This is a genomic window from Flavobacterium sp. FG68 (assembly GCF_057808895.1).
The window spans coordinates 81162-95576 of the sequence record NZ_JBMDIY010000001.1 but is presented as its reverse complement, the minus strand read 5'-3'; the positions used below and the strand labels follow the sequence as shown (position 1 = coordinate 95576).

General features: G+C 35.5%; 10 protein-coding genes. 1 reads left to right on the top strand and 9 read right to left on the bottom strand.

The annotated features are described in order from the left end of the window. Positions 1–39: 39 nt before the first annotated feature. Complete coding sequence (locus ACODSB_RS00445) at positions 40–621, bottom strand: MiaE family protein (protein ID WP_053472563.1); 582 nt, start codon at positions 619–621, stop codon at positions 40–42. 113 nt (positions 622–734) lie between these two features. Between ACODSB_RS00445 and ACODSB_RS00440 the strand changes: the two genes are divergently transcribed. Continuing rightward, a complete protein-coding gene (locus tag ACODSB_RS00440; protein ID WP_488935614.1) occupies positions 735–1976 on the top strand; it encodes a glycosyltransferase family 4 protein in 1242 nt (413 codons plus the stop codon). Positions 1977–2030: 54 nt separating this feature from the next. Here ACODSB_RS00440 and ACODSB_RS00435 read toward each other — a convergent pair whose 3' ends face one another. The 8 genes from ACODSB_RS00435 to porU form a co-directional block, all read right to left on the bottom strand. Beyond that, the gene (locus ACODSB_RS00435; protein WP_488935613.1) at positions 2031–2906 is read right to left on the bottom strand and encodes a helix-turn-helix domain-containing protein; all 876 of its coding nucleotides are present in this window, start codon (positions 2904–2906) and stop codon (positions 2031–2033) included. A gap of 92 nt (positions 2907–2998) precedes the next feature. Then, positions 2999–3538 (bottom strand): carboxymuconolactone decarboxylase family protein, encoded by a 540-nt coding sequence (locus tag ACODSB_RS00430; protein ID WP_488935612.1) that lies wholly within the window; start codon positions 3536–3538, stop codon positions 2999–3001. 341 nt (positions 3539–3879) lie between these two features. Further along, positions 3880–5727, bottom strand: a complete 1848-nt coding sequence (locus ACODSB_RS00425) for a hydrolase/aminopeptidase (RefSeq protein WP_488935611.1) — start codon at positions 5725–5727, stop codon at positions 3880–3882. Positions 5728–5820: 93 nt separating this feature from the next. Further along, positions 5821–7461, bottom strand: coding sequence for a dihydrolipoamide acetyltransferase family protein (locus ACODSB_RS00420; RefSeq protein ID WP_488935610.1), 1641 nt, complete (start codon positions 7459–7461; stop codon positions 5821–5823). A 4-nt stretch (positions 7462–7465) separates the two neighbouring features. Then, positions 7466–8464: a pyruvate dehydrogenase (acetyl-transferring) E1 component subunit alpha gene (gene pdhA, locus ACODSB_RS00415; RefSeq protein ID WP_053472631.1), complete on the bottom strand. Its 999-nt coding sequence runs from the start codon at positions 8462–8464 to the stop codon at positions 7466–7468. A gap of 157 nt (positions 8465–8621) precedes the next feature. Then, the gene (cdd, locus tag ACODSB_RS00410; protein WP_488935609.1) at positions 8622–9104 is read right to left on the bottom strand and encodes a cytidine deaminase; all 483 of its coding nucleotides are present in this window, start codon (positions 9102–9104) and stop codon (positions 8622–8624) included. Between the two features lie 76 nt (positions 9105–9180). Further along, positions 9181–10386: a type IX secretion system outer membrane channel protein PorV gene (gene porV, locus ACODSB_RS00405; protein ID WP_256636855.1), complete on the bottom strand. Its 1206-nt coding sequence runs from the start codon at positions 10384–10386 to the stop codon at positions 9181–9183. A 41-nt stretch (positions 10387–10427) separates the two neighbouring features. Continuing rightward, the gene (porU, locus tag ACODSB_RS00400; protein ID WP_488935608.1) at positions 10428–14264 is read right to left on the bottom strand and encodes a type IX secretion system sortase PorU; all 3837 of its coding nucleotides are present in this window, start codon (positions 14262–14264) and stop codon (positions 10428–10430) included. Positions 14265–14415 lie beyond the last annotated feature (151 nt).

Sequence of the window (14415 nt, the reverse complement as noted above, 5' to 3'; positions counted from 1 at the left end):
TTGTGGTGTTTAAATAATAGAGTGAAAAAAGAGCGTAGTTTATCCGTGAACAGTTTCTGATTTACCATAATTGGTAATAATAGAACCTTCATATTCAATCCATTCTTTCCATCGTTTGTCGATGTCGATATTGTCTTGGTATTTTCTGGCAAATCCTAAAAAAGTAGTATAATGTCCGGCTTCAGAAATCATTAAATCGCGATAGAATTTAGCTAATTCTTCATCTTTTATATTTTCAGAAAGTACTTTAAAACGCTCACAGCTGCGGGCTTCGATCATGGCCGAAAATAATAAACGGTCGCAGAGCGCATCACGTCGGCTGCCGTCTTTTTTCATGAATTTAAAAAGCTCATTTACATAATGGTCTTTTCGTTCGCGTCCTAAAGTAAGACCGCGTTTTTTTATAACATCATGAACCATTTGTAAATGCTCCAGTTCTTCACGGGCAATTACAAGCATTTCGGTAACTAATTCTTCTAATTCAGAGTTGTAAGTCACAATACTGATTGCGTTTGAGGCTGCTTTTTGTTCGCACCATGCATGATCAGTTAAAATTTCTTCAATATTTGACTCAACGATATTGACCCAGCGAGGGTCTGTAGCTAATTTTAATCCCAACATAATTTCCCAGCATTTAATTCTTGCAAAATTAGTGATTTTTATTACTAAAAGTCACGAAATGTCGTGCGATTGCGCTCAAAAAAGCATTATTTTGTATGTTAAAATAAATAACGATGAATCAGATAAAAAAACTTCTCATAATTGGGTTTGTCTGGCCTGAGCCAAATTCTTCAGCAGCAGGCGGAAGGATGATGCAGTTAATTTCTATTTTCAAGGAAAATGGATTTGAAATTACATTTGTAAGTGCGGCTCTTGACAGCGATTTTATGGTTAATTTATCTGAATTTGGAGTTACAAAAAAAAGTATCGAACTCAATTCTGCCAGTTTTGATGATTTTATAATCGAATTAAATCCAAATGTCGTTTTGTTTGATCGTTTTATGATTGAGGAGCAATTTGGATGGCGTGTGACAGAAAACTGTCCAAATGCGATCAGAATTTTAGATACCGAAGATTTGCATTGTCTGCGAACTGCAAGGCAGAAAGCTTTTAAAGAAAATCGGAATTTTGAAATAGCAGATTTATTTTCTGAAGAAGTTGCAAAACGAGAAATCGCCAGTATTTTAAGATGCGATTTATCCCTGATTATTTCTGAATTTGAAATGAATATTCTGCAAGATGTTTTTAGAATAAATAAAGATTTACTTTTCTATCTTCCTTTTTTGGTTGATAAAATGTCTGAGAATGATCTTTCGAAATTACCTTTATTTGAAGATCGCAAGAATTTTGTTTTTATTGGAAATTTTCTTCACGAACCCAATTGGAACACAGTTCAGTATTTAAGAGGAGCGATTTGGCCTTCGATAAAAAAAGATTTTCCCGAAGCTGTTTTAGAAGTTTATGGCGCTTATCCGTCGCAAAAAGTATTGCAATTGCATCAGCCCAAAAATGGATTTTTTATTATGGGAAGGGCAGAAGATGCAAATGAAGTGGTAAAAAATGCCAGAGTTGTTTTGGCGCCAATTCGTTTTGGAGCGGGCTTAAAAGGAAAATTATTAGAAGCGATGCAATGCGGAACGCCAAGTTTAACTACATCAATTGGTTCAGAAGCCATGCATGCCAATTTATCCTGGAATGGATTTATTGAAGATGATGCCTCCGAATTTGCCAAAAAAGCAATTGAACTTTATCAGGATGAAAATCTTTGGAAAGAAGCTCAAAAAAACGGAATTATCATTATTAATGAATGCTATCAGAAGGATAAATATTCAGATGAATTAGTGTCTTTTGTAAATTCATTATTGGCGGATTCCAAAAGTCATCGTCTTCATAATTTTATGGGGAATTTATTGCAGCACCATGCTTATAAAAGCACGATGTATATGTCAAAATGGATTGAAGCGAAAAATAAGTAATCAGTAACAGTTTGCAGTAATCAGCAGACTGAGACTGAAAACTGCGACTCTGAACTAAGCTTCCATTTTTCCAAAACCTACCGTTTCACGATAAATTTGCGGCGAAACATCGGCGTTTGTTTTAAAGAATCGACTGAAATAATGTTCATCGTCATAACCCAATTCATAAGCGATTTCTTTTACCGTTTTATTGGTCATGTATAACTCTCTTTTGGCTTCAATAATGATTCTCTCAGCAATTAAATCGGTTAAGGTTTTGTTGAAATAATTCTTGGATAATTTTGCTAATGCTTTAGGCGAAATATTCAATAAATCGGCATAATTTCCCGCCGAATGTTTGGTTTTGAAATTGAGTTCAATAGCATCTTTTAAATTTTGAAGAATAACGGGTTCTTTTGAATCCGGAACTGATTTTATTTCTTCTAATTGTTCCGTTTTTAATCGGGAAGCTGTTATCAAAAAGATTTTTAAATACGAAATGAGTAATTCGTATTGTGCTAATTCTGCATTTTGAATTTCAGTTTTCATTTGGTCTAAAACCATTGCAAAAGTCTGCGCTGCTTGTTCTGAAATTTTCGTGTAAGGCGGCTGGTAAACATTGTTGAATAAAACGCCGTTGCAGGAAACTTCTTTTTGATGCATATGTATGCAGAAAAAATCAGGGTGAAAATGAATCGCAATTCCTTCAATTGGTTCGTTTACGCAAAGCATAAAAGGCTGATAAGGCGAAAAGGCGAGGAGTGAGTTTTCTTCAAATTGATGTTCGGCAAAATCGGCTTTTACTTTGCCTTTTCCTTTGGTAACCCAAATTAATGAGAAAAAATTATTTCGCTGTAAATGATCAAAATGGCTGTTGTCATCAAATGGCAGTAGTTTAAAAGCTAAATTTCCATTTTGCGGATTAATTAAAGTGAAAACATTCTGACTCATGATTTGCTGTGGTTTTTTGAAATATAAAGATAGTCATGAATTGAATTCACAACTATCTTTATAAATTGTTTTTTGTTTGAATTCTTTTGAAATTATAGGCTTGAAACTTCTGGGAAATCGATTTGTGTATTGGCAGTATTGTTGAAATAGTTTGTTAAAACGTTCAAAGCTACGTGTGCTACAGTTTCTGCAATTTCAGCATCAGAAACTCCTGCGGTTTTAGCTTTATTTACATCTTCATCACTTACTAATCCGTTTTTGCTGATTAAGGTTTTGGCCAATTGTAAAATAGCTTCTGTTTTAGCATCTGCTGAATTTCCTTTTCTTGCGTCTTGTAAAACTTGTGCGTCTGTTTTTAATAGTTTTCCACCAATAAAAGTGTGAGCTGCTACACAGTAATCACATGAATTGCTTTCTGAAACTGCTAAGGCGATTAATTCACCTGTTTTTGCACTTAATTTTCCGAGGCTTAATGCGCCGCTAAAATTTAAATATCCTTCCAAAACTGCCGGAGAATTTCCCATTGTTCTCATCATGTTTGGAACTACGCCTAATTTTGATTGTACTGCGTTGAATAAATCTTTAGTTTTTCCTGTTACTTCGTCTGGGTTTAATGCTATTAATCGTGTCATTTTATTTAATTTTTTATGTTATTTATTAGTTGTTGTTTTTTGACATTACAAAGGTGCGACGATTACAGATTTTAGAACATGGAGAATTTACGCTATGTGGTGGACAATTTTCCCTAGGTAGTTTTTTGAATAAAAAAATCCCCAATTACATCCGTAATTGGGGATTTAAATAATTATGATTTATCCCGAAGGGATTACATATCGGTAGAAAAAGAATATTATGCATTAGGGTCATTTGTCCCGTGAGGGACTAAACCAATCCGTTATAATGTGTAGTCCCTTACGGGACAATAGAAACGATGGCATTTTTTTCTACCGATATATAATCCCTACGGGATATTTTATTTCAAAATACCTTCAACAGCCTGAATAGTTGTTGCATGATAACTAGATTTTGCTTTTTCAAAAATTTGATTTGCCCAAACTTTTCCTTCTGGCGTTTTAACCATTTCTTTATAAAGCATCATTACAGAACCTGTTCTGCTGATTCCAATTAAAAATTGTTCAATTGCAGGATAAGCAGGTTTGTATTGGTGAATTAGTGCCTGAACAAACCATTGGCGTTTGATGATGAAATTTCCGCCTTTTGTAAAGTTGAATTCATTGTCAATTGCTTCCATTTCTTTAGCTGTAATATCAGCCGGAAGATGATCTATAAAATGCTGTTTTTCTGCTGTAGTTGTAATTTTTTTGCTTAAACCTGCAACACCAGTTTCTCTCCAGCTTTTTTGAATTTTATCAATAGCATCAAAATCCACAGAACTTACCGGAAGAATATTTGATGGAATTCCCGGTTTGTAAATCCAGTCGTCTAATTTGATTTTATCAGCTAATGCTTTGTCACCTTTGATAAGGTTTTCGTTTAAATATTTTACGAAATCTTCTGTAGTAATTGATTTGAAAGCATGTGAATCGAAATAATTCTTAATGAACGGATCGAATTTGTCGCGTCCAACAGCATTTTCGATAACTCTTAAAAATGCATATCCTTTTACATAGGGAATTTGGCTGATTCCGTCGTCAGGATTTCTTCCTGTCAGCGAAACTTTAAGTCTTGTGTCTGGACTTGTTTCTCCATATTCCGCTACATTATCAACTAATTCTTTGTTTGTGATAACATTTTGCATTTCAAATTCTTTCTTTCCGAAAATAGCTTCTCCAATGCGGTGCTCTACATAAGTTGTAAAACCTTCGTTTAACCAAATATCATCCCAGGTTGCGTTTGTAACTAAATTTCCGCTCCAGCTGTGACCTAATTCGTGTGCTAATAAACTAGTTAATGAACGATCTCCGGCGATAACGCCCGGAGTTAAGAAAGTTAGGTTTGGATTTTCCATTCCTCCGTAAGGGAAACTTGGAGGTAAAACCAAAACATCGTAACGTCCCCAACGGTATGGGCCGTAAAGTTTTTCGGCTGCGACAACCATTTTACCAAGTTCAGCAAATTCCCAAGCCGATTTTTTCAGCATTGATGGCTCTGCGTAAACTCCGGTTCTGTTGTCGATTGCCTGAAATTCAATATCTCCAACGGCAATTGCCATTAAATAAGATGGAATTGCTTTGTCTTGTTTAAAAGTATAGACTCCCGTATCATTTTTCTTCTGCGGATTTACAGCGCTCATTACGGCTAATAAATCTTTAGGAACCGTAACTTTTGCATTATAGGTAAAACGAATTCCCGGTGAATCCTGACATGGAATCCAGGTTCTTGACCAAACGCTTTCTCCCTGAGAGAAAAGGAAAGGTTTCTTTTTATCTGCAGTTTGTGCCGGTAAAAGCCATTGTAATGCAACAGCATCTTTAGTTGTGCTGTAATAGATGTTTACTTTGGTTGTATTTGGTTCAATCGTAATGTGAAGAGGTTTTCCGTGAAATTCGACATCTTTTCCAAGTTCAAATTTGGTTTCTTTTTCGTCGTCACCTAAAGTTACTTTGGTAATGTTTAGTGTGTTTTCGTCGAAAATAATCTCGTTTCCTTTGCTGATGTTGTCAATTGTCCACGAAGCCTTTCCTGAAATTGTCTGTGTATCAAAATCAACTTTGATGTCAAGATCAAGGTGTTTAACTACAGCAAGTTCTGGTTTAGAATAACTGTGTTCATCAACAACGCTGGTTGGTTTTTCTGTTTGATCTTTTTTCTGGCAGGCTATTGCTGTAAGAAACAAGATTAGAAAGGTTAGTTTTTTCATATTATGAAGTATTGAATTTTGAGGATGAAAATTAAACAAAAAATCCCGTTTTGAATAAACAAAACGGGATTTAATTATAAAATTAACAGCTAATTACGCCAGCATTGTAACTGGGCTTTCGATGTATTGTTTTAATGTTTGTAAGAACTGAGCGCCAGTTGCACCGTCAATTGTTCTATGGTCGCAAGCTAATGATAACATCATTGTGTTTCCAACTACGATTTGACCGTTTTTAACTACTGGTTTCTCAACAATTGCACCTACAGAAAGGATTGCAGAGTTTGGCTGGTTGATAATTGAATTGAATTCAGTAATACCAAACATTCCAAGGTTAGATACTGTAAAAGTACTTCCTTCCATTTCTTGTGGTCCAAGTTTTTTGTTTTTAGCTCTTCCTGCAAGATCCCTTACAGCAGCGCCAATTTGAGATAAACTCATAGCATCTGTAAATTTCAATACAGGAACTACTAATCCGTCTTCAACTGCTACAGCAACACCAATATTTACGTGGTGGTTGATGATGATTGCATCTTCTTTCCACTGAGAGTTGATTTTTGGATGTTTTTTCAATGCTAAAGCACAAGCTTTAATTACCATATCGTTGAAAGATACTTTTGTATCCGGAACAGTATTGATTGTTGCTCTTGCACCCATTGCTTCGTCCATGCTTACTTCGATCACTAAGTTGTAGTGAGGTGCAGTAAATAATGATTCAGCAAGACGTTTTGCGATGATTTTACGCATTTGAGAATTTTTGATCTCTTCTGTATAAACTTCTCCGGCAGGAACAAATATTTTCGCAGCAGCAGGAGCAGAAGCTTCTTCTTTAGCAGCTGGTGCTGAAGCAGTAGTTTGTGCTTGTGCAGATGGAGTAAAGTTCTCGATATCGCTTTTTACGATACGTCCGTTTTCTCCAGAACCTTTAACTTGGTTCAATTGAATTCCTTTATCAGAAGCAATTTTCTTGGCTAAAGGTGAAGCTAAAATTCTTCCTCCGTTAGAGTTGTCAGCCACAGCAGCTTCTTGTGCTTTTTCAGCAGCAGGAGCTGCTTTTGTTTCTTCTGCAGCAGGAGCACTTGCAGCGCCTCCGGCAGTATAGTTGTCAGCAATTCCAGAAATATCAGTTCCAGCTGGCCCAATGATAGCTAATAAGCTGTCAACTGGAGCAGTGTTTCCTTCTTGAATTCCGATGTATAATAATGTTCCAGCATTGAAAGACTCAAACTCCATTGTAGCTTTGTCTGTTTCAATTTCTGCTAAAATATCACCTTCAGCTACAGTATCACCCACTTTTTTCAACCAAGTTGCTACTGTACCTTCCGTCATAGTATCACTCAAACGTGGCATAGTTACTACTACAACACCTTTAGGTAATTCAGCTGCAGCTTTTGCAGGAGCAGCAGTTTCTGTTTTTGCTTCTGCAGCAGGAGCGTCCGCTTTTGGGGCTTCAGCAGCAGGAGCATCACCACCAGCTAAAAGAGCAGAAATATCTTCTCCTTCTTTACCAATGATTGCTAATAATGAATCAACCGGAGCAGTTTCTCCAGCTTGAATTCCAATATGTAAAAGAGTTCCTTCGTTAAAAGATTCGAACTCCATTGTTGCTTTGTCTGTTTCAATTTCAGCTAAGATATCTCCTTCGCTAATTTTGTCGCCTACTTTTTTTAACCAAGTCGCTACCGTTCCTTCCGTCATAGTATCGCTCAAACGAGGCATTGTTACTTTAATCGCCATGATGTTATAGTTTATGAGGTGTAAATGGATAGTCTTCTTGTGCGTATACTACATCGTATAATTGTTGTAAGTCTGGGTATGGAGATTCTTCAGCAAATTTCTGACATTCCTCAACTAAGTCTTTAACTCTTTGGTCAATTACTTCAATTTCTTCTTCTGTAGCATATTTTTGATCCAAAATTACATCAAGAACCTGCGTAATTGGGTCAATTTTTTTGTACTCTTCTACCTCTTCTTTAGAACGGTATAATTGTGCATCAGACATAGAGTGTCCTCTGTAACGGTACGTTTTCATTTCAAGAAAAGTTGGTCCGTCTCCGCGACGTGCTCTTTCGATAGCTTCGTGCATTGCTTCAGCAACTTTTACTGGGTTCATTCCGTCAACAGGTCCGCAAGGCATTTCATAACCTAAACCTAATTTCCAGATATCAGTGTGGTTTGCAGTTCTTTCTACAGAAGTTCCCATTGCATAACCGTTGTTTTCAACGATAAATACAACTGGTAATTTCCATAACATAGCCATGTTGAAAGCTTCGTGTAAAGAACCTTGTCTCGCAGCTCCGTCACCAAAGTAAGTCATAGTAACTCCGCCAGTATTGAAATACTTATCAGCGAAAGCTAAACCTGCACCAACAGGAATTTGACCACCAACGATTCCGTGACCTCCGTAAAAACGGTGTTCTTTAGAAAAGATGTGCATTGAACCTCCCATACCTTTAGAAGTTCCGGTAACTTTTCCTAAAAGTTCTGCCATTACGTTTCTAGGATCAACCCCCATACCAATAGGCTGAACGTGATTTCTGTATGCAGTAATCATTTTGTCTTTAGTCAGGTCCATAGCGTGCAGAGCGCCCGCTAATACAGCTTCCTGACCATTATATAGGTGTAAAAAACCTCTAACTTTTTGTTGAATGTATAATGCTGCAAGTTTGTCTTCAAACTTTCTCCAAAGCAGCATGTCTTCGTACCACTTTAAATATACCTCTTTTGTAACTTCTTTCATCTGAATTCTTTCTTTTGCTAAAGTTGTTTGTGTTATCAATTGTTGCCTGTAACGCAAAATAGTTTCCTCCCACAAATTTGCGCCCGAAAGGTCGGGATGCAAAAATAAGACATTCCGTTTAAGAACTAAAATTTAAAAGGTCTTTTTTGGCTTTTTTTTACAAGAACTTTTTATCAAACATAAAAGGGAGCAGATTTTTTAGGGATGCCGATTTGTAAACTTCGCCAATTTCGCCCATAAAATAAATTTCAATAGGGGTGTCCTGCTTGATTTCATATTCTGCAATCGACTGACGGCAAGAACCGCACGGTGGAATTGGAGCCTGAGTTTGATTTGTATCTGAAGCGGCAGTAATTGCCATTTTTAAAATTTTGGCTTCGGGATATGCGCTTCCGGCATAAAAAATTGCTGTTCTTTCTGCACATAATCCTGACGGATATGCGGCGTTTTCCTGATTAGATCCCAAAATTATTTTACCATTATCAAGAAGTAAGGCCGCTCCAACTCTAAATTGCGAGTAAGGAGCGTAGGCTTTTTTACGAATTTTGATGGCCTGATTCATTAAATCTTGTACATCTTGAGAAAGCTCATTGATGTTATCGTAAATAGTGAACGACGATGTAATGCTAATTTCTTTCATTGTTTTTATGGGAAAAAAAATCCAAATTCCTAAAAAGTTAGAAATTTGGATTGTAATTGTTTTTTATATCGTTTGTTTAATAAACTTCGTATTTGTCGCCAAAGTTAAAAGTTAAAGAGAAACGAAGTGTGTTTTCTAAAGGATTTTTAACTTTTGATGCCGAAAATAAGTACGAAACATCAACTTTTATAATATTGTATTTAAAACCTGCTCCTAAAGAGAAGAATTGTCTTGCACCTTTTTCAGGGCTTTCGTGATAATACCCTAATCGCATTGCAAACGAATCCTGATACATATATTCTGCTGCTGCGCTATATGTTATTTCTTTAACTTCTTCGCTAAAACCTCCCGGAGCATCTCCAAATGATTTGAAAATTCCTTCTACCCAGCCAGTATCTTTGTATTTGTTATAACTAATTGCGTTTGCTTCTGTTTGAGAAATATCATCCGGATCTGTAAAATCACCGTCTCCGTTTGCATCAAAAGGTGTTCCTGGTCCCGGAGGAGTTGGAACTAATAGTTTAGTAAATTCAGCACTAACACTAACTTTATTATAATCATCTAAAATAAAATCAAAACCTCCTCCTAATCTTAAATTAGCTGGTAAAAAGTTTGAACTTAAGTCATCATTATCATAACTGATTTTTGGACCTAAGTTTTGAACGTTGAAACCTGCTCTCCATCTTCCGTTAAAATCGCTGTATGCAATTTCTTCTGATTGATAAAAACCAGCTACATCTACAGCAAATGAACTTGCTGCCGAAGCGTCAACTTCACCGGAAGGGATTTTTAAATTTGATCTGATATATCTACCCGCAACTGCCATCGAGAAAGTCTCGCTCAATTTTAGAGAGTAGGATCCGTCTAATGCAAATTCATTAGGGCTTACTTCTCGGGTAGCTTCATTTGGGTCTCCGGTTTCTCTTAGTTCAATTCCTCCAAAACCAAAATAACGAAAACTTGCTCCAAAAGCACTTTTATCGTTGATTTTGTTGTAATAGGTTAATTGACCAAGCGAAATATCGTTGGCAAGATCTGTTAAATACGGGGTGTAACTAATTGAAAGTCCTTGTGCATCTTCTGCGAAAGCATATTTTGCAGGATTCCATTGTTGTGAAAAAACATCTGAAGAAGTGGCAACTCCCTGATCTGCTAAACCGGCCGCTCTTGCATCGGCTGCGACTAATAAAAAGGGAACTCCGGTTGTAATAGGTTCAATGTTTTGGGCTTTGGCGAAGGAAATTACTAATAAACAAATTAATAAAAGTGATATTTTTCTCATTTTTGGGAATAATGGTATTTATGTTACAAATATATATAATATTATAGAATGACAAGTTTTTCGTATTTTTCTGCTTTTTTATTTGTTAAGTTCGATTTTACAGTCAGTTTGTAAATGTAAACTCCTTTTCCAATTCGGTCGCCAAAATCATCTTTCCCATCCCATGTTATTTCCCTTGATAAAAAGCCTTCAGTCGTAATGATCTGGTTTTTTGTCCAAACCACTTTGCCTGTAATTGTCATAACCTGAACCTGAACATCTAAAGGTTCATATGGCCTGTTATGTGAAAACCAAAATTGTGTGTATGTTGAAAAAGGATTAGGATAATTGAGCACGTGTGTCAATTTTAATTCTTCGTCACCAACCACAACAAATTGTATTTCGCTTGTTACGGGATTGTTATAAACATCCCATGCCGTAAAACTAATGGTATGCAATCCGGCAGATAAATTTCGTAACGGAAAACGTAAATTTCCATTCGTGTAATCATCTAATTTTGTCTGATAATAATCATTCAAAATATACGGGTTGCTTACGTCTCCATCCAGAACTGCTATGATGTCATGACCAATTCCGCTAGCTGTATTTATACCATTTTCATCTTCTAAAAACGCTAAAAGAAAGGGCGATGCATTTGTAATTCCGCCAGATACAAAAGTTTCATCGTTCATATATAACTTAACTTTTGGACTTATATTGTCCTGAGGTGCATTTTCATTTATTCCTCCAATTTTTATGACATTATTATAGCCTGATTGATTCTCAAGTGCTTGGCTTTTTTTAGCATAAAAACTAATTCGGCCATTGTCTACAGGAATTCGAATATCTCTTGGTACAACAAAGCTAAATTCAAACTGGCCGTTGGTTATAGAGGCATTCCCTCTAAATATAGTTTCTCCAAGGGTTTTAAATGACATTGCAGGGCTATATCCATCATTATTTAAGGTCGAAGACGTAATCATTTTATCGAATATAGCTGTAGCAAGTTCTCCGTTATAATTGCTTAAAAGAACATTGTTTTCATCTGTAATTTCGCCTGTAATTTTGATTTTTGATAAGGATTTAAAGTCAGGAATTGGCTGAGAAATCACAATATCGTTTACTTTCGTTAAATTAATTCGCGGTTTTGGAATCGCTAACATCAAAGCCGGATCTCCTATATATACTACAACATTACTTGAAGAACTTGGGTTTTCATTTTTTGAAATTCGAAGCGACTCTGCAATACTATTATATTGATTTGAGCCGTATGAAAGCAGATTTTTGCTTAAACTGTCATTGAAATTTTCAGCATTAAACTGTCCGATAGTCCGAATTGTTGTCAGCATCGAAATTGCACCGCCCTTTGGATTCCAAAAAGTATATTCGCCGGCAGTTGGTCGGGTAGGATCGTCAAATCGTGAAAATTCGCAGGTAATGGTTATAAATAAAGGATATTTATATTGATTGTTCAGGTTTTGCCCGTCTGATTTTTCCCAGATTCTTTCCCCTGCTAATCCGTCTTCACCTCCATGGCCTAAATAATTAAAGACTAATGCACCTTTTTCAAAAGCATTAAAAATATCAGTTCTTGCTTTTGGATATCTTGATCCGCCGGCAGAAGCTTCTTGAGTATAAGCATCTAAAAATATTTTGTCGATATTTAAAAATGGTTTTTCAACAGCAATTAAATCAGCTAAGGTATTTTGACGTGATTGTAGTGAAGCGTCAGAACTTTGATCAGCATCATCACTGATTAAAACAAAATTATTTCTCCAGTTTCCGTATGATTTTGTATCGTAATATTCTAAAACTTTATTAACCATTTCCTGTGCTTGCGCATTGTCTGATACTAACATTCGGCCAACAGCAATGTCAATTCCTCCAAAAGGATAAGCAACAATTCCTTCATTAGAATCCATAAGTCCGAAAAAATCATCAGATGCAAAAGACGCTTCACCAGTTGTGTTACTGCTTAAGGATTGATATATAGGTACAATATTAGTGTTGTTAGAAATGCGGTCTTTATAATCATAAGAAGCATCACCAAATAAGTTTACATATTTTATTCTTTTATCTGTAGAAGATGCATTGTCATATATATAACGTATACAATTTCTAATGGCTGCAATGTCTTGTTTTCCCGATGAAAATTCCTGATAGATATCTTCTAATGAAATAACTTTTACAATTAGATTGGAATTAGTTCGATGAAAATTAGCCAGTCTCTCGGCTTGTGATGCTAAAGATCTTGGGGTTATAATGGCATAATCAATATCCTGAAAACTGTTTTGATTGTTTTTTAAGAGTGTTCCTTTTAAATTTTGATTGGCAATTTTTGACTGGCTTTCTTTTACAGGAGTGTAATAATCAGCAGGATCAATGGCGATGTAATTTCTAATTTCACCCAGATTGGCTTTAAAACTAAAAGAGGCTTGATTTGCATTTTCAACTTTTGATACATTATATAGGTCTGTAATGTCCCAAATTTGAGAAATTCCTGAAGCACTTCCAATCGTATAATTTACAATTCCTGCGGTTGAACCGGCTAAATTGTACTGAAATTTAAATTGTTTACCTGTTCCTAAAAGCTTTCTTTTTGCAATTAGATTAATGTAATCTAAATATCCCTTTGAGCCCGGTACACCATTATTATTATAGGTAAGTTTAATTTTTATGCTTTCTGCGCCAGTAAATGTTGTATTTGCAGGAGTTTTGTTGGTTACATATTTAATTTCTGAACTTGCTGTTAAACTTGCAAAATTTAGCGTTGCGATATTTTGTCTGTTTGCAGCAACAACAAATGAAGTTGGCGTAAAAGCGGCCGAAGCGGCATTTAATTCAATTTTTACTGGTACAGTCGCATCCAGATTAGGGAAATTAAAAGTAAATTCCTGTTCCTGATTAATATCGAATGATTCTCCCAGCCATTGACGTCCCAAATGGACAATATTGGTTTGGTCAACTTCGTGATATTGATAGTCATCAAACGTGTTCAGTTCCAGAGTGCTGTTTGCTGTTGGCTGAGTCAGATTTGCAATTCTTTTTCCATCATTTCCTGATGTGGTAACATAATAATAAGACCTATTACTGTATAAGTTTAAATTAGTCTGGCTTTCATCGTTCCATTTATCCACACCTTCGGCATAAAATAAGATATAATCTTCGTTGTTAAAAGTACCGTCGCCTTCGCCGATAATTTGAATGGCATTTTCGGTTAAATCTTCCGGATAATAAGAGTTGTTGGCTAATGGAACCATTCTTCCGCCATTTCCGTAAATTTTAATCCTTCTGGGATCAGTTTTTCCTGGATCAAAACCTAAACTTTGTAAAAATGCCCGTGTAATTTTATAAACGCCAGATTTTTCTACATAAAATCGATACCAGTCTCCAGAAGCTAAAACAGAATTTGAAATAATCGCAGTTTTTTGAAAGACCGATGAGTTGCTGCTTTTTGCAGAAGAATTATTTATATTGTAAGAAAATGATCTGATTCTTTTATAGCTATTTCCGTCTTTTATAATAGGATAGAGAGACAGAAATGCTTGTTTTGTGTCTCTCGAATTAGTGATTTTTATCGTTTCGGTTATCTTATTCGGAATGTTTTCTATAGCTAAATCTCCTAAATCAGTTCTCGAAATAGGTTCAAAATTTATATTTGTAATTTCTACAGAACTATTGTTTGCGACGTTTGCCTGATTGAGATTAAGCAATAATGTTATGCTTTTTTTTGTAATGTCGAAGCGAAAAGCGTTTCCGGAAAAGTAAGGAATAATAATTTTGCTGTCGCCGTAATTCATCTCTTTTTTACTCTGCCAATCGAGCGTTAAGCTCCCATTTATCTGGGAAAATGATAAGATAGGGAGTAGAAAAATGTATAGGATTATGGCTTGTTTCATTAGCTTAAAAACCGAAATTTAATTAAAATAAAATTAGTAAGTAAAAATATAGTATTTCATGTTACAGTAAATAATAAAAAGTATATTTTTGCGTTCGTAACTATAGGTTATTTTCTGGTAAAAAACAGCTAAATAAAATTATTAGAACAGA

Bases quoted from the DNA above. Each gene is read 5' to 3' on its own strand.
- ACODSB_RS00445 (WP_053472563.1), bottom strand. From the start codon at position 621: ATGTTGGGATTAAAATTAGCTACAGACCCTCGCTGGGTCAATATCGTT.
- ACODSB_RS00440 (WP_488935614.1), top strand. From the start codon at position 735: ATGAATCAGATAAAAAAACTTCTCATAATTGGGTTTGTCTGGCCTGAG.
- ACODSB_RS00435 (WP_488935613.1), bottom strand. From the start codon at position 2,906: ATGAGTCAGAATGTTTTCACTTTAATTAATCCGCAAAATGGAAATTTA.
- ACODSB_RS00430 (WP_488935612.1), bottom strand. From the start codon at position 3,538: ATGACACGATTAATAGCATTAAACCCAGACGAAGTAACAGGAAAAACT.
- ACODSB_RS00425 (WP_488935611.1), bottom strand. From the start codon at position 5,727: ATGAAAAAACTAACCTTTCTAATCTTGTTTCTTACAGCAATAGCCTGC.
- ACODSB_RS00420 (WP_488935610.1), bottom strand. From the start codon at position 7,461: ATGGCGATTAAAGTAACAATGCCTCGTTTGAGCGATACTATGACGGAA.
- pdhA (WP_053472631.1), bottom strand. From the start codon at position 8,464: ATGAAAGAAGTTACAAAAGAGGTATATTTAAAGTGGTACGAAGACATG.
- cdd (WP_488935609.1), bottom strand. From the start codon at position 9,104: ATGAAAGAAATTAGCATTACATCGTCGTTCACTATTTACGATAACATC.
- porV (WP_256636855.1), bottom strand. From the start codon at position 10,386: ATGAGAAAAATATCACTTTTATTAATTTGTTTATTAGTAATTTCCTTC.
- porU (WP_488935608.1), bottom strand. From the start codon at position 14,264: ATGAAACAAGCCATAATCCTATACATTTTTCTACTCCCTATCTTATCA.